The organism is Bradyrhizobium sp. I1.14.4 (assembly GCF_050435825.1).
Taxonomy (GTDB): domain Bacteria; phylum Pseudomonadota; class Alphaproteobacteria; order Rhizobiales; family Xanthobacteraceae; genus Bradyrhizobium.
Genome location: NZ_JBNDLA010000015.1, coordinates 105,043 through 120,239, shown reverse-complemented (window position 1 = coordinate 120,239; position 15,197 = coordinate 105,043). Strand labels below are relative to the sequence as shown.

Annotated in this window: 12 protein-coding genes; 7 read left to right on the top strand and 5 right to left on the bottom strand. The window is 64.3% G+C overall.

The features are described from left to right. Positions 1–20 precede the first annotated feature (20 nt). Entirely contained in the window at positions 21–1,784 is a 1,764-nt protein-coding gene (locus ABIB78_RS26250) for an ABC transporter ATP-binding protein (RefSeq protein WP_429029490.1), read from the bottom strand. A gap of 315 nt (positions 1,785–2,099) precedes the next feature. Between ABIB78_RS26250 and ABIB78_RS26245 the strand changes: the two genes are divergently transcribed. The 6 genes from ABIB78_RS26245 (at position 2,100) to ABIB78_RS26220 (ending at position 8,053) form a co-directional block, all read left to right on the top strand. After that, positions 2,100–3,167: a glycosyltransferase family 4 protein gene (locus ABIB78_RS26245; protein WP_429029489.1), complete on the top strand. Its 1,068-nt coding sequence runs from the start codon at positions 2,100–2,102 to the stop codon at positions 3,165–3,167. Positions 3,168–3,470: 303 nt separating this feature from the next. Then, the gene (locus ABIB78_RS26240; RefSeq protein WP_429029488.1) at positions 3,471–4,724 is read left to right on the top strand and encodes an ABC transporter substrate-binding protein; all 1,254 of its coding nucleotides are present in this window, start codon (positions 3,471–3,473) and stop codon (positions 4,722–4,724) included. A 16-nt stretch (positions 4,725–4,740) separates the two neighbouring features. Beyond that, a complete protein-coding gene (locus tag ABIB78_RS26235; protein ID WP_429029487.1) occupies positions 4,741–5,610 on the top strand; it encodes a branched-chain amino acid ABC transporter permease in 870 nt (289 codons plus the stop codon). Next, positions 5,610–6,596, top strand: coding sequence for a branched-chain amino acid ABC transporter permease (locus ABIB78_RS26230; RefSeq protein ID WP_429029486.1), 987 nt, complete (start codon positions 5,610–5,612; stop codon positions 6,594–6,596). The genes ABIB78_RS26235 and ABIB78_RS26230 overlap by 1 nt, the downstream gene beginning before the upstream one ends. 10 nt (positions 6,597–6,606) lie before the next feature. After that, positions 6,607–7,356, top strand: a complete 750-nt coding sequence (locus ABIB78_RS26225) for an ABC transporter ATP-binding protein (RefSeq protein ID WP_429029485.1) — start codon at positions 6,607–6,609, stop codon at positions 7,354–7,356. Next, positions 7,349–8,053, top strand: coding sequence for an ABC transporter ATP-binding protein (locus tag ABIB78_RS26220; RefSeq protein ID WP_429029484.1), 705 nt, complete (start codon positions 7,349–7,351; stop codon positions 8,051–8,053). The genes ABIB78_RS26225 and ABIB78_RS26220 overlap by 8 nt, the downstream gene beginning before the upstream one ends. Before the next feature lie 188 nt (positions 8,054–8,241). Here ABIB78_RS26220 and ABIB78_RS26215 read toward each other — a convergent pair whose 3' ends face one another. Both ABIB78_RS26215 and ABIB78_RS26210 read right to left on the bottom strand, forming a co-directional pair. Continuing rightward, positions 8,242–10,185 carry an alkyl/aryl-sulfatase gene (locus tag ABIB78_RS26215; RefSeq protein ID WP_429029483.1) on the bottom strand — a complete coding sequence of 648 codons (1,944 nt, stop codon included), beginning with the start codon at positions 10,183–10,185 and terminating at the stop codon, positions 8,242–8,244. Between the two features lie 49 nt (positions 10,186–10,234). After that, positions 10,235–12,055 (bottom strand): flavin-containing monooxygenase, encoded by a 1,821-nt coding sequence (locus ABIB78_RS26210; RefSeq protein ID WP_429029482.1) that lies wholly within the window; start codon positions 12,053–12,055, stop codon positions 10,235–10,237. A 123-nt stretch (positions 12,056–12,178) separates the two neighbouring features. Here ABIB78_RS26210 and ABIB78_RS26205 point away from each other — a divergent pair, with 123 nt between their 5' ends. Continuing rightward, entirely contained in the window at positions 12,179–12,967 is a 789-nt protein-coding gene (locus tag ABIB78_RS26205) for an IclR family transcriptional regulator (protein ID WP_429029481.1), read from the top strand. Between the two features lie 73 nt (positions 12,968–13,040). On the opposite strand, the gene ABIB78_RS26200 is transcribed toward ABIB78_RS26205, so the two are convergent. Further along, the gene (locus ABIB78_RS26200) at positions 13,041–14,144 is read right to left on the bottom strand and encodes an ABC transporter ATP-binding protein (protein WP_429029480.1); all 1,104 of its coding nucleotides are present in this window, start codon (positions 14,142–14,144) and stop codon (positions 13,041–13,043) included. Positions 14,145–14,159: 15 nt separating this feature from the next. Then, the gene (locus tag ABIB78_RS26195) at positions 14,160–15,185 is read right to left on the bottom strand and encodes an ABC transporter substrate-binding protein (RefSeq protein ID WP_429029479.1); all 1,026 of its coding nucleotides are present in this window, start codon (positions 15,183–15,185) and stop codon (positions 14,160–14,162) included. Positions 15,186–15,197: the final 12 nt, after the last annotated feature.

Below are 15,197 nucleotides of genomic sequence, written 5' to 3'. Positions count from 1 at the left end.
ACACCCTTGATGTCGCGGGGTCAGGCCGCGCTGGTGGACAGGCGGCCCATTTCGCGCGCGACCAGGTCGCGGTAGGGACCCCTTCCCTTCACGAGGATATCGGGCGGACCGTCCTCGACGATCCGGCCTCCCTGCAGCACGATCACGCGGTCGAAGCTGCGCAGCGTCGCGAGGCGATGCGCGATCGCCACCACCGTACGCCCACGCATCAGCCGCGACAACGCCTCGCGGATCGCCTCCTCGGAGTCCGCATCGAGCGCCGCGGTGGCCTCGTCGAGCAGCAGGATCGGCGCGTCCTTCAGGAAGGCGCGCGCGATCGCGATCCGCTGGCGCTGGCCGCCCGAGACCTTGACGCCGCGGTCGCCGACGATGGTGTTCATGCCCTCGGGCAGGCTTTCGATGAAGTCGCAGCGTGCCGCGATCGCCGCCCGCAGCACCTCGTCGTCGGTGGCGTCCGGCCGGCCGTAGCGGATGTTCTCCAGGATCGAACGGTGGAACAGCGAGATATCCTGCGGCACCACTGATATCGCGGCGCGCAGACTCTGCTGGGTAACGCGGGAGATGTCCTGGCCGTCGACCGTGATGTTGCCCTGCTCGACGTCGTAGAAGCGCTGCAGAAGGGTAAACAGTGTTGACTTGCCGCCGCCGGACTGGCCGACCAGGCCGACCCGCTGGCCGGGCTGGATGCGCAGGCTGAACCGCTCGAACACCTGCAGGCCGCCGGGATAGCGGAACGAGACATTGTTAAAGGCAATCGCCGCGCCGCTCTTCACCAGCGCCTCGGCCTCCGGATGGTCCTTCAACTCATGCGGTTGCAACAGCGTCGCCAGCGCCTCGGTGAGGCGGGCGACATGCTGGGTGACGTCGACCAGCGCAACGGCAAGGTCGCGGGTGGCGCTCAGGATCGAGATGCCGAGCGTGCAGACCAGCACGACATCGCCGGTGGTCGCCGCGCCCTGCTGCCAGAGAGAGAGGGCCCAGGCCAGCATCGCGATCGTCAATATAACGGTCACGGCAGCGTGAACGAGGCGGAGCTTTTCGAGATAGCGCAGTGAACGGCCGCGCGCGACCAGTTCCCGATTGACGGTCGCGTCGAAGCGGTCGTGCTCGTAGCCAAGGCCACAGAACGCACGCACCAGGGGCAAGTTGTTGATGACATCGACCATTTCGCCATCGACAGCGGCCGCCCTGTTGGCGAAATCGTCATGCAGCGGCCGGCCGGCGGCCGCCATGCGGAACATGGCCACCACCATGGTTCCCGCGATCAGGATCAGCACGGCCGACATCGTCACGCTGACGGTTCCAACCAGGGTGATCGCCGCGAAGGTGGCGATGCAAGGCGGCAACACGTTCCATACGAACATGTTCTCGACGGTGAATACCGCGTTGGACGTTGCCGTGATCCGGCTGGTCAGCATGCCCGGCAGCCGGTCGGTGAAATAGCTCGGCGCGTGGCCGGTGAGATGACGGAACATGTCGCGGCGGAGGTCGCCGGTGACACTGACAAAGGTGTAGCTCGCGGTCCAGCTCGCGATCCGCCACAGGAAGTTGTCGGCTGCGATCAGCGACATGAGCAGAGCGAATGCCAGCCATACGCCATTGGCGGATGACGGCCCGGCCGACAAGGCATCGACCAGATTCTTCACGCCGTACTGCGTGCCCACCGAGCAGGCAACCGCCGCAACAACGGCCGACAAAATCACAACATGCGACGGAAGCCGCCGGCGCAGATAGCGCAGCACAAAGGGAAATGGGCGGTGCGCATATCCTGACAGATGGTCCATGACGTCCTGCAAACCTGTTGAAGGTGAACGAGAAAATTTTAGTCGAAGCTCTCGTGCACGATGACGTGAAGGGCGGCGGTGGGATTCCTTGATGCAGCCATCACTGCGCAACAATTTTGCAACGCTGGCGTCGGCAAAAACGTGTTGGACCGAGATGGCATCAGCAAGACCACAGTGTGATGGAAGAAAGAAGCGGCAGATCTCCCACATCTAAGGAACCTCGCACGTGCGAGAACGTTCCCGTCTTTGGCATGTCGCTGCCATCAGAGGGCTGAGGGTCTGGTTCATTCCACATCACAAACAGGAGACGGAGAAATGCGCATCGCGCAGGTTGCCCCGCTGACGGAGGCTGTTCCCCCCAAGCTCTACGGCGGCACCGAACGGGTCGTGCACTGGCTGACCGAAGAACTTGTAACACTTGGACATGACGTGACGTTGTTCGCCAGTGGCGATTCACAGACCTCCGCGAAGCTCGATGCGACCTGGCCGAAGGCGCTGCGCCTCGACGGCTCCGTCCGCGACCCCAATGCGCTGCACATGGTGATGCTGGAACGCGTCCGGCAGAAAGCCGACGACGAGGAGTTCGACTTCCTGCACTGCCATCTCGACTATTATCCATGGTCATTGTTCGCGCGGCAGCCGACGCCATTCGTGACCACGCTGCACGGACGGCTCGACCTGCCGGAGCACCAGCCGGTCTTCAACACCTTCTCCAAGATTCCGGTGATCTCGATTTCGAACGCGCAGCGACGGCCGGTGCCGCAAGCGAACTGGGTGCGCACCATTCATCACGGGCTGCCGGAGAATTTGCTGACGCCGCAACCGGCCAAGCAATCCTATCTCGCCGTGCTCGGGCGCATCGCGCCGGAGAAAGGCGTTGATCGGGCGATCAAGATCGCGACCCGCTGCGGCATTCCGCTGAAGATCGCAGCCAAGGTCGATCGTGCCGACCAGGAATATTACGATGAGTTGATCAAGCCGTTGATCACGAACAACCCGCTGGTCGAGTTCATCGGCGAGATCAGCGACCGCGAGAAGCCGGATTTTCTCAGCGGCGCGATCGGGCTGCTGGTTCCAATCGACTGGCCGGAGCCGTTCGGCCTCGTGATGATCGAAGCGATGGCCTGCGGCACGCCCGTGATTGCGTATAACCGTGGTTCGGTGCCCGAGATCATCGAGGATGGCCTGACCGGCTTCATCGTCGAGGACGAGATCAGCGCGATCTCCTCCGTCGGTCGCCTTGCGACGCTCAACCGCGATGCGATCCGCAAGCAGTTCGAGACCCGCTTCACCGCGCGCCGCATGGCGCTCGACTATCTCGCCGCCTATCGCAGCCTGATGGAAGCCAAGCCGCGCTTCAAGCTGGTGGCAAGCGCAGAGTAACCGTTGCAGCGGCCGATCGAATGATCCGGCGGGCCGGCCGGCACTGTCCGCGCCGGTGCGTCGGGTCATTCGATTGTCAATAATACCGTCATGTCCGGCGACAACTCTCGCGCAGCGAAACAATCCGAATGCGCGCGTCGCGCGATTGCTGCGACGCACCAGTCGTGGTACGGTCTCCCGATGAGCTTGGCCGATATCGCCTTTGCGATTGCCGAATTACGTGCTCTTATGCGCCCCGCTTGAGCCAAAAATAATAAGCGAGCGGACGGAGCAACCGTGCCGTGGTCGCACAGGGGGAACGCCATGACAGGGGACCGCAAGCCGCCGGCCATTAATAATGCCGCGCCGACCAAAGCCTCACAGAAGAAGCTGAACCGCCGCAAATTCCTGGTCAAAACCGGCGGCGTAATTGCAGCCGGCGCGTTCGGCGCCGTCCCTCTGCGCGGCTGGGCCGCCGATCCGATCAACATCGGCGCGCTCTATCCGACCACCGGCAGCATGGCGCAGATCGGCACCGGCTGCGTTGCAGCGGCCAGGCTCGCGGTCGACATGGTCAACGAGGCCGGCGGCATCAAGTCGCTCGGCGGCGCCAAGCTCAACCTCATCGTCTCCGACGTGCAGAGCGACACCACGGTGACGCGCACCGAGACCGACCGTCTGATATCAGGCAACAAGCTGTCGGCGATCCATGGCTGCTATGCCAGCGCGCTGACCTTGATCGCGAGCGAGGTCTGCGAGCGTGCCAGGGTTCCGATCATCACCGGATCGAGCTCCGACCAGCTCAACAAGGGACGCACCTACACCTTCACGCCGTTCGCGCGCGCCTCGCAATTCGCCAAGGCGCAGTTGCAGATGGCCAGGCTGGTCAGCGAGCAGGCCAAGGTCGCGGTCATCTTCGAGAACACCGCGTTCGGCACCTCGACCTCGAACGGGTTGAAGGAGCTGGCACCCGGCGAAGGCGTCGAGATCGTGATGTTCGAGCCCTACTCCGCCGGCTTCACCGATGCGAGCCCGCTGATCAACAAGGTCAAGGCCTCCGGCGCCAACACGCTGTTCTCGCTGTCCTATCTCAACGATCTCATCCTGATCGTGCGCACGGTGAAGCAGGTCGGGCTCAACATCGCGATCAATGGCGGCTCCGGCGGCTTCGTGATGCCGGACTTCTACAAGAATGTCGGCAAGGCGGCCGAGGGCCTGCAGGGCGTCGCGCACTGGAACCACGACGTCAACGACGATGCGCAGAAGGTGAACGCCGAATTCAAGAAGCGCACCGGCGAGTTCGCCTTCGAATATGCCGGCGGCCTGGTCGCGCAGACCTTCATGCTGGCCGACGCGCTGGAGCGCGCCGCCTCCGCCGATCCCAGGAAGGTGCGCGAGGCGCTGTCGACGCTCGACGTCTCCTCGGGTTACGCGGCGATGGCGCCGGGCGGCAAGGTCAAGTTCGGGCCCGACGGCAAGAACGTCTATGGCCGTCCGGTCGGCGTGCAGTGGCAGAACGCCGATCTCGCCAGCATCTTCCCCAAGGAAGACGCCCGCGCCCCGCTGATCAAGACCTGAGCCACGGTCGCATCGCATGTGGGAGACACTGGCCCAGGCTGTGATCAACGGCCTGCTCATCGGCGGCATTTACGCGCTTGTCAGCATCGGCGTCACGCTGATCTTCGGCGTGGTCAAGATCGTCAATTTCGCCCAGGGCGAGTTCGTGATGATCGGGATGTATATCTCGTTCTTCCTTGCCACACAGTTCGGCATGGATCCGCTGATCTCGCTGATCGTCTCGATGCCCGTGCTGTTCGTGATCGGCGTCCTGATCCAGCATTTCCTGATCCGCAGGGTGCTCGGGCCGAACGACATGCCGCAGATATTCCTGACGTTTGCGCTGTCGCTGTTGCTGCTCAATCTCTCGCTGATGCTGTTCAGCGCCAACTACCGCACCGTCCACACGTCTTATTCCGATGAAGCGTGGCACGTCGGCGGGCTGTATATTCCGGTGGCGAAATTGATCGCCTTCGCGGTCGCGATGGCGCTCAGCGGACTGCTGTGGATCTTCCTGCACACCACCGATCTCGGCCGCGCGATGCGTGCGGCATCGCAAAACCGCGATGTCGCAATGCTGATGGGGATCAATCCGAACCGTGTGTTCGCGGTTGCGTTTGGCACCGCGCTGGCGCTCGCGGGCGCCGCCGGGTCGCTGCTGATGCCGTTCTATTCGGCCTATCCATTTGTCGGCCAGGTGTTCGTGCTGATGGCGTTCGTCGCCGTCGTGATGGGAACGCTCGGCAATGTGATGGGTGCATTGATCGCGAGCCTGATGATGGGCGTGGCAGAATCGCTCGGCATCCAGTTCGTCGGCGCCGATTCCGGCCTGATCGTGGTGTTCGCGATGCTGCTGTTGACCCTCGCCTTCAGGCCGAGCGGCCTCGGCGCCAGGAGGGGCCGCTGATGCAAACCTCGGGAAAAATGAAATGGCTGTGGCTGGCGATCGGCGTCGTCGTGATGCTCGCCCTGCCCCAGCTCGTCACCTCGTCATTTGCGATCGACATCTTCATCCGCATCCTGCTGTTCTCCTTCATCGGCGTCGCCTGGAACCTGATGGGCGGCTACGCCAAGCAGCTCTCGCTCGGGCACGCAGCCTATTTCGGGCTCGGCGCCTACACCTCGACCATCATGCAGGTGAACTACGGCATCTCGCCCTGGATCGGCATGATCGCGGGCGGCGTGGTCGCGATGCTCGCGAGCCTGCCGATCGGCTGGCTCTGCTTCCGCCTGCGCGGCCCCTATTTCACCATTGCCACCATCGCGACCGCGCAGGTGCTGATGCTGATCTTCCTCAAGTTCCGCGATTTCGCCTGGGGCGCCGAGGGCACCACGATCCCGAACCTCGGCAGCGCGCCGCTGATGATGCAGTTCGAGGAGAAGTCGTCGTATTACTATGTCGTGCTCGGCCTGCTCGTGGTCGGACTGTGGATCACCCACAGAATCGAGAAATCCTGGATCGGCTACTACCTCGTCGCGATCGGCGAGGATGAAGATGCCGCCGAAGCGATCGGCGTCAACGCGCCGAAGGTCAAGCGCGACATCTACATGATCAGCGCGTTCCTGACTGCGCTCGCCGGGACCTTCTACACCCAGTACATCTACTTCATCGATCCTGCGACCGCGTTCAGCTTCAACGTCTCGATCGAGGCGGCGCTGGTGTCGATCGTCGGCGGTATCGGCACGCTGTGGGGTCCCGTGATCGGCACCGTGCTGCTGGAGACCACCTCGGCGCTGCTGCAAAGCTGGCTCGGCAGTTCGGTGGGCGGCGTCCAGCTCACCGTCTACAGCCTGATCCTGATGGCCGTGATCCTGTGGCGGCCGACCGGGCTGATCGGGTTCGCCACCGACATCTATCACCGCTATGTCCGGCGCCGGCCGGCACGCGCCTGAGGTCGTTGCGATGGCGGAAGTACTGGTCATCAAGGGTCTCAGCAAGCGCTTCGGCGGCCTGCGCGCCGTGCAGGACGTCGGCTTCACGGTGCAGGAGAACGAGACGGTCGCGCTGATCGGGCCGAACGGCGCCGGCAAGACCACGAGCTTTCACCTGATCACGGGATTTCATCGGCCGGACTCCGGGTCGGTGCTCGCCTTCGGTCACGAGGTCGTGGGGCTCAGGCCACACGACATCTGCGCGCTCGGTCTCGCCCGCACCTTCCAGGTCGCAAAGCCGTTCGGCGCCATGACGGTGCTTGCCAATGTGATGACCGGCGCCTTCCTGCGCGATCGCCATGTCGCCGCCGCCCGCATCAAGGCGCGCGAGGCGATCGAATTCGTCGGCCTCGGCGCCAAGGAGCAGACGCCGGCCAAGGACCTCACCACCATCGACCAGCGCCGTCTGGAGATGGCCCGCGCGCTGGCAACGCAGCCAAGAATCCTGCTGCTCGACGAGGTGATGGCAGGTCTCAATCCATCGGAGATCGACCAGGCGGTGGCGCTGGTGAAAAAACTTTCCGCCAGCGGCCTGACCATCGTGATCGTCGAGCATGTGATGCGCGCGATCATGGCGGTCGCCCGGCACATTGTGGTGCTCGACCACGGCCAGAAGATCGCCGAGGGTGCGCCGAAGGACATCGTGGAGAACCCGGAAGTGATCCGCGCCTATCTCGGCTCTTACGTGCATCCGCCGGCACAGGGAGATGCCCATGCTTGAGCTCTCCCGTGTCAGCGCGAGCTACGGCTCGGTCCCTGCCATCACCGATGTCAGCATTTCCATTGGCGAGGGCGAGGCCGTCGGCCTGCTGGGGGCCAACGGCGCCGGCAAGAGCACGACGCTGCGCGCGGTCTCCGGGCTCGCCAAACTGTTCTCCGGCAAGGTCACGTTGGACGGCGTCGACCTCGCGACGCTGCCGCCGTACCGGATCCCCGAGCTCGGCATCGCGCATGTCCCGGAGGGTCGTCAGGTGTTCCCGGACATGACAGTGCAGGAGAATCTCGAGATCGGCGCCTATGTGCCCAAGGCCAAGGCGGATCGTGCGCGCACGATGGAGCTCGTCTACAGCATCTTCCCGCGGCTCGCCGACCGCAGGAAGCAGCTCGCCGGCACCATGAGCGGCGGCGAGCAACAGATGCTCGCGGTCGGACGCGGGCTGATGCTGAAGCCGCGCCTGTTGATGCTGGACGAGCCCTCGCTGGGCCTCGCGCCTGTCATGACCGACGTCACCTTCGAGAAGATCGGCGAGATCCACAAGATGGGCACCGCGATCCTGCTGGTCGAGCAGAATGTCAGCCGCGCACTGTCGCTAGTGCAGCGCGCCTACGTATTGGAAAGCGGCAACGTGATCATGCAGGGCACGAGCGCCGAGCTCGCCGACAACAAGCAGGTGCAGACGGCGTATCTGGGGATTTAGAGATAGCCGTTAGCGCCTCCTCCGTGATTGCGAGCGAACGGGTCGCGCGAACGCGCGCCCGATGACAGGCTCCGCGAAGCAATCCATTTTCCCACGCGAGGAGAGATGGATTGCTTCGTCGCGGAGTCTATCATCGGGCCGACCGAAGGTCGGACCCGTTGGCTCCTCGCGATGACGGATGGATTTTCCTAGCTCACCACCGTCCGCTTCGGCTCGACGATCTCCCACATCCGCGGGAATTCATCCATCAGCATCATCAATTCGCCGAGCCGCAGCGGCTCGCCTGATACCTTGACCTTGCCGGCGCCGACCGCTTCCGGGAACGTGGTCAGCTTGGCAATGACCTCGTCCAGAACGCTGCGTGCCAAAGTGAAGCTGGCGTGCGCGTCAGCTGCCTGCGCGCCCTTGACGTAGGTCAGCGCCGAATTCTCGAGATTCAGCACGAAGGTCTCGCCGGTGTCGGTAAAGCTCCAGTTCAGCACGATGCGCTTGCCCTCGGCCTTGGGGCCGTTGAGGCGGATACCGAGCACGTCCCAGAGCTGCTCGGTGCGGAGCGCAGCCAGCGTCTCGCGCGGCATCGACGAACGTGGCGGCGTCTTCGGCATGCCCTGCCGCAGCTCCTGGGCACCGAACAGATAGGCGTTGCGCCAGGTCGAGCTCTCCGCGGCATAGCCGAGTTGCTCGAACGTGTCGGCCAGCAATGCGCGAGCCGCCCGATTGTCAGGCTCGGCGAACACGAGGTGGCTGACGGCTTGCGCCACGAAGCGGAATTCACCCTTGGCGAAATCCGCGGCGGCCCGTTTCAGGATCGCATCGGCACCACCCATATACTCGACATACTTCTTGCCGGCCTCGACCGGCGGCAAGGAATCGAGATTGACCGGATTGGCGTCGTACCAGCCGAGATACTTCTGGTAGATCGCCTTCACATTGTGCCTGATATGGCCGTAATAGCCGCGGCCGTGCCAGGCGCCTTCGAGGCTCGAGGGCAGGCGGATCGTCTCGGCAATCTCGGCCGCATTGAGCCCGTGGTTCATCAGCCGGATGGTCTGGTCATGCGCGTATTTGTAAAGGTCGCGCTGCTGGCGGATCATGGTGTCGATCCGCTCCTCGCCCCACACCGGCCAGTGATGCTGGCCGCACATCGCCTCGGCCTTGCCGCCCCACATCTGCAACGCCTCGCCCAGATACTTCGACCAGGCCAGCGCGTCGCGCACATCGGCGCCGCGGAACGGCAGCAGATTGTGGAAATTGTGCGTACAGTTCTCCGCGAGATTCAGAAGCTTGTAGCGTGGAATGAAGAAGTGCATCTCCGCCGGCGCTTCGCTGTTCGGCGCCATCTGGAATTCGAACTCGACGCCGTCGATGATGCGTCTGTCGCCGGTCGCCATGATCAGATCGGTCGGCCGCAGCAGCGCCACCCCGCCCGCTGCCATGGTCTTGCCGAGGCCGCAATCGACCTGACCGCGCACCCCCTTGGCGAGGAACGGCCCGAACTGGTATTGCGCGCGGCGCAGCATCGCCGGCCCTGCGATGATGTTCTCGGAGACCGCGTGTTCCATGAAGAAGTTCGGCGCGATGATCGGCACGCCCGCCGCCAGCATGTCGTCGTCGAGCACGCCACGCGCGCCACCCCAATGGTCGGTGTGGGTGTGAGTGAAGATGACGGCGGCGACCGCCCGCTTACCGCGATGCTGGAAATACAGCTCCAGTGCAGCGCGAGCGCCCTCGATCGAGGTCAGCGTGTCGACCACGATCACGCCCTTGTCACCCTCGATCAGCGTCATGTTGGCGATGTCGAGCCCGCGCACCTGGTAGACGCCCGGCACCACCTCGAACAGGCCGTGATGCATGTTGAGCCGTGACTGCCGCCACAGGCTCGGGTCGACGGTGGCCGGCGCTTTCTCGTCGGACAGGAAGCCGTAAGGTTCGAGGCTCCAGACCACCCTGCCCTGGGCCGAGACGATGCGCGCGTTGTCTATGGTGCCGAGGAAGCCGCGCGCGGCATCGTCGAAATCCCTGGTGTCGGCGAACGGCAGCGCCTTCAGCGTGGCCTCGTGCTGCGCGATAACCGGCGCGGAGGCCGCCTTCGGAAGTTCCTGCGAGGTCTCACCTGCGGTTGTCTGGGTCATACTCAAGCACTCCCTCAATTGCCGGACATCAGTCCCGATCGCGCATCCCTCAGCGGAACTGCACGCCTTCGAACTGGCCGCTGCGGCGCCAGCCGTCGATATATTTGAAGTAGGCCAACGCGCCGGCCGGATGCCCGACATTGAGCTTGGCTGCCGGCCCGGGCTCACGGCCCTCATTGTTGTAGTAGCCGGGCGTGCAGTCCGGCCCGCCGATCATCCGGCCGACACTGGTCAACAGCAGCTCGACCCAGCGATCCTCGGCTTCCTTGCTGACTTCGATCTCCTTGAAGCCGTTGTCGCGCGCATGGCCAACCATCAGGGCGATGGTCCGCGCCGCTTCCGTCAGATTGTGCGGCACGTTGGAGATGAGGTTGGCGCCCTGCGTCGGCTGCACGAAGAACACGTTGGGAAAGCCGTGCACGTGGATGCCATGCTTGGTGCGCATGCCCTCGGCCCAATGCTCCGACAGCTTGATGCCGTCGCGGCCGGTCAGATCGAAGCCCGCGCGCCTACGATACTCGGTCCCCACCTCGAATCCCGACGCGTAGATGATGCAATCGAGCGGGTATTCCCTGCCCGCGGCGACGATCCCGTTCTCGGTGATCACCTCGACGCCCTTGCCGTCGGTATCGACCAGATGCGTGCCCGGCGTGTTGAACGCCTGAAGATAAGCATCGTGGAAACATGGCCGCTTGCAGAGCTGGCCGTACCAGGCCTTGAGATTCCTGGCCGTCTCGGGATCGCGGACGATGGCGTCGACCCGGTTGCGGATTTCCTCCATCTTTTCGAAGTCGGAATCCTCGAACGCGGCCCTCATGTTTTCCACGCTCCGCTGCTCGCGCGGCAGCAGCATGATTTTGGCGCGGATCCGCTTCGACAGGTCGGTCCAGCCGTCCTGCACCAGATCCTCCTCGGCCGATCCACCGGCCTGATTGGCGGTGAAATTCTCCAGCCAGTGCTGTTGCCAGCCCGGCGTCGCGATATCGGCAAACCAATCGGGATCGATCGGGCCATTGCCGCGGACGTCGACCGACGACGGCGTGCGCTGGAACACGTAGAGCTCCTTGCAGGCGCGCGCGAGGTACGGAATGCACTGCACCGACGTTGCGCCGGTGCCGATGATGCCGACCCGCTTGTCGGCAAGCTTCTCCATCAGCGCGCCTTTGGGATCGCCGCCGGTGTAGTCGTAATCCCAGCGGCTGGTATGGAACGAGTGACCCTTGAAGCGCTCGATGCCGGGAATGCCGGGCAGCTTCGGCACATGCAGCGGGCCGGTGCCGATGCCGACATATTGCGCGGTGAAGGCGTCGCCCCTGGTGGTGCGGATGCTCCAGCGCGATTGCGCCACGTCCCAATCCAGGCTCGTCACCTCGGTGTGAAACAATGCGTTGTCGTAGAGGTCGAACTGCCGCCCGATCCGCTGGCAGTGCGCCAGGATTTCTGGCGCATGCGCGTATTTCTCCGACGGCATATGGCCGGTCTCTTCGAGGAGCGGCATGTAGACCATCGACGCCGTGTCGCATTGCGCGCCGGGATATCGGTTCCAGTACCAGGTGCCGCCGAAATCGCCGCCCTTCTCGACAATGCGGACATCCTTGACGCCGGCCTCGGTCAGCCGCGCCGCGGTGGCGAGCCCGGCGAAGCCGCCGCCGATGAAGGCGAAGGTGACGTGGTCGGTCTTCGGCGCGCGCGCCACCACCGGCGTGTAGGGATCCTCGAGATAATGCGCGAGCTGGCCCTTGATCTGGAGATACTGGTCATTGCCGTCAGGACGCAGCCGCTTGTTGCGCTCCTCCAGATATTTCAGGCGCAGCCGCTCCTTGTCGATCGCGGAGGGTTTTGCGTCTCGGGCTTGCTCGGTCATCGTCATCGGAAGGCGCCTCGCTCCAGCGGTTCTTTATCCTTATTCCCGGCAGATAAACCGATATCGACACGGTTTGCAAATTCATTTCAGTATATTGACAAACTGCCTAATTCCGGACCATTATTTCGTATGACAGCGACTTCCCCTGCCGAAATCCAGGCGGATCCGTCCTTTGCGACCACCCTGGCCCATGGGCTCGACGTGCTGGCGGCTTTCCGCCGCCACCCAGGCTCGCTGTCGAATGCCGAACTCGCGCTGCACACTGGCCTGTCGCGGCCGACGGTGTCGCGGCTGACCTACACGCTGGAGCAGCTCGGCTATCTCAGGCGCGACACCAAGGGCCGCTTCGTGCTCGGGCTCGGCGCGCTCGCCGCCGCCTATCCCGTGTTGTCGTCGCTGAAGGTGCGTCAGCTCGCGCGTCCGCTGATGCGCGACTTCGCCACCTACGCCGGCGGTACAGTGTCGATCGCGATGCCGTTCGGGATCGACTTCATCTATGTCGAGACGCTGCGCACGACGGACGCGGCGCCGCACGTGCCCGATGTCGGCTTCGTCAGCACGCTGGCGCCGACCGCGGTCGGGCGCGCGCTGCTGTCGCTGTTCACCGAGAACGAACTCGGCGCCTATGTCGCGCGGGTCAAGGCCGAGCGCCCCGACGAGTTCGACTACGTGCAGGCGCGCACATTGCCCGATGTCGAATTGTGCCGCGAGCGCGGCTTTGCCATCTCGCTCGGCGAATGGCGGCGCGAGATCTTCGGCGTCGCCGCCCCGCTCTATCGCACGCCGACGGGCGAATGCCTGTCGGTCAATTGCGGCGTCCCCTCCTACCGCTTCAGCGCCGAGCAGATCGAGCGCGAATGTGGCCCGCGCATCCTCGGACTCGCCCGCAGCATCCGAGCGCTGGTGGAGGAAGGCTAGGCAGCGCATCAATCGCACCCGTTGCCTGCCATAGCACCACACTCGCTTCATTGCGAAGACCGCCGCGGCCACGCTAGTCCTGCATCGCCGGCCCGCTGTCGCGGTAAGCCCACAAGCATTCGCGCGGCAGCGACACAGGCGCCTCGACGCCGACCTGGTGGCGCGCGGCGGTGCCGAGCTCGATCGCTTCCAGCCGCTTGCCGAACAGCTCGATGCCGTAGGCGGTCTGGGTGCCTTGGTAGCGACGGTCGAGCACCTTTGCCGAGAACGTGTTGGCGCCGTCGGGCCGGCCGATCGCGATGTTCTCGGGCCGCAGCGCGATCCGTACCTTTTCGTCGGGCGCCAGCGTCTGGCACAACGCCACCTCACCTCGCCGGCCGTCACCGAAATCCACCACGCCATAGCGGCCGTCGCAGGCGACCAGCGTGCCGGCGAGCTCGTTGGTCGCGCCGGTGAAATTGGCGACGAACAGATCGGCCGGACGGTTGTAGATCACGTCGGGCGTGTCCATCTGCAACAGCTTGCCGTCGCGCATGACGCCGATCCGGTCGCCAAGCACGACCGCCTCGGCCTGATCATGGGTGACATAGAGCGCTGTCATCCCGGTCTGCTTGAGAATGACGCGGAGGTCGTCGCGCAGCCGCAGGCGCAATTTGGCATCGAGGTTCGACAGCGGCTCGTCGAGCAGCAGCAGTTGCGGCCGGTACACCATGCTGCGCGCCAGCGCGACGCGCTGCATCTGCCCACCCGACAGCGCCACCACCGGCCGGTCGGCGTAGTCGGACAGCCCGACCAGCGCCAGCGCGTCCTCGACCATGCGGGCGGCATCGTTGCGTCCGATCGTCCGGTGCTTCAGCGGATAGATCACGTTCTGCCGCACCGTCATGTGCGGCCACACCGCATAGGATTGGAACACCATGCCGAGGTTGCGCGAGCGCGGCGGCACCAGGATGCCGCGCGCCGGCGACGAAACCACTCGCCCGGAAATGCTGATCTCGCCACCGGTCGGATGCTCGAGCCCGGCCACGCAGCGCAGCGTCGTGGTCTTGCCGCAGCCGGACGGCCCGAGCAGCACCACGATCTCGCCGGCCGGAACGCCAAAGCTGACGCCGTCGATGGCCGGGCGGCCGATCGCAAACTGCTTCCTGAGATCGGTGACTTCGAGCGTTGCCGTCATCGCTGCACCATCAGCCTATTGCCGGTAACCGAAAATCTTGTCCCAGTCCGCCACCCACGCCGCGTGCAGCTTCACGTACTGGTCGAAGTTCGGATACCAGAGCTTGACCTTCTTCGGATCGAACCCCTCCGGATACGCCGGCGGCTCCTTCAAGGATGTGAGATTGCCGAGCTCCTTGATCATGAAGGTCTGTCCTTCCTTCGACAGGCACCAGTTCAGGAACAGCTTTGCTGCATTGGGATGGGCAGCCGTCTTCGGAATGCCGGTCGCGTAAGGGTTGACCGGGGCGCCTTCGGGCGGAAAGAAAATCTCGATCGGCGCGCCGTCCTTCTTCTTCTGGTAGACCACGTTGTAGAGCAGCGGCGCGATTGCGATCTCGCCGCGCACCAGGGCATCGGCCGTCGGCGCGCCGGAGGGATAGAGCACCGGATGGGTCGCGGCCTGCTTGGCCCAGTAGTCTTCGCCGAGCACCTGGCGTTCGAACATGATCCGTGTCCAGGTCGTGCCGCCGGACTGCGCGAACACCTGTCCGATCAACTTGTCATATCGCGGCTTGGTCAGGTCCATCCAGGATTTCGGCGGATCCTTCACCAGCTCGGTGTTGTAGGCGATCGACCATGCGATGGTCGCGCGCGGCCAGTATTTTGGCGAGATCAGCGCGTTGGGATCGTAATCGGCTGCGTTCGGCGGCGCGTAGTCCTGGAACAGATCCTCCAGCGGCTGCATGAGCGCGCGATCGGAGTGGTCGACGACGTCGGCGATCAGCTTGCCGGCGGCGGCCTCCGTCTTCACGCGGGTGATGAGCTGGCCACCGGGCGCGCGGACCATCTCGACTTTGATCTCGGGAAAACGCTTGTTGAAGGCCTTGATCACCTGCTGCTCGATCTCGGCGAAATTCGCGGTGTAGAAGACGAGCTTGCCTTCGGCCTTCGCGGCCGCGATCAATTCCGCCGAGCCGAACTCCTGCGCCCGTGCGGCCGGCGCCAGCGCAAGCGTTGCCACACCCGCCAAGGCCAGTGTGGTGAAGGTCCGTCTATCCATCGCCAATCCTTC

Excerpts from the sequence above, each read along its gene's own strand:
- ABIB78_RS26250 (WP_429029490.1), bottom strand. The coding sequence starts at position 1,784 with ATGGACCATCTGTCAGGATATGCGCACCGCCCATTTCCCTTTGTGCTG.
- ABIB78_RS26245 (WP_429029489.1), top strand. The coding sequence starts at position 2,100 with ATGCGCATCGCGCAGGTTGCCCCGCTGACGGAGGCTGTTCCCCCCAAG.
- ABIB78_RS26240 (WP_429029488.1), top strand. The coding sequence starts at position 3,471 with ATGACAGGGGACCGCAAGCCGCCGGCCATTAATAATGCCGCGCCGACC.
- ABIB78_RS26235 (WP_429029487.1), top strand. The coding sequence starts at position 4,741 with ATGTGGGAGACACTGGCCCAGGCTGTGATCAACGGCCTGCTCATCGGC.
- ABIB78_RS26230 (WP_429029486.1), top strand. The coding sequence starts at position 5,610 with ATGCAAACCTCGGGAAAAATGAAATGGCTGTGGCTGGCGATCGGCGTC.
- ABIB78_RS26225 (WP_429029485.1), top strand. The coding sequence starts at position 6,607 with ATGGCGGAAGTACTGGTCATCAAGGGTCTCAGCAAGCGCTTCGGCGGC.
- ABIB78_RS26220 (WP_429029484.1), top strand. The coding sequence starts at position 7,349 with ATGCTTGAGCTCTCCCGTGTCAGCGCGAGCTACGGCTCGGTCCCTGCC.
- ABIB78_RS26215 (WP_429029483.1), bottom strand. The coding sequence starts at position 10,185 with ATGACCCAGACAACCGCAGGTGAGACCTCGCAGGAACTTCCGAAGGCG.
- ABIB78_RS26210 (WP_429029482.1), bottom strand. The coding sequence starts at position 12,055 with ATGACGATGACCGAGCAAGCCCGAGACGCAAAACCCTCCGCGATCGAC.
- ABIB78_RS26205 (WP_429029481.1), top strand. The coding sequence starts at position 12,179 with ATGACAGCGACTTCCCCTGCCGAAATCCAGGCGGATCCGTCCTTTGCG.
- ABIB78_RS26200 (WP_429029480.1), bottom strand. The coding sequence starts at position 14,144 with ATGACGGCAACGCTCGAAGTCACCGATCTCAGGAAGCAGTTTGCGATC.
- ABIB78_RS26195 (WP_429029479.1), bottom strand. The coding sequence starts at position 15,185 with ATGGATAGACGGACCTTCACCACACTGGCCTTGGCGGGTGTGGCAACG.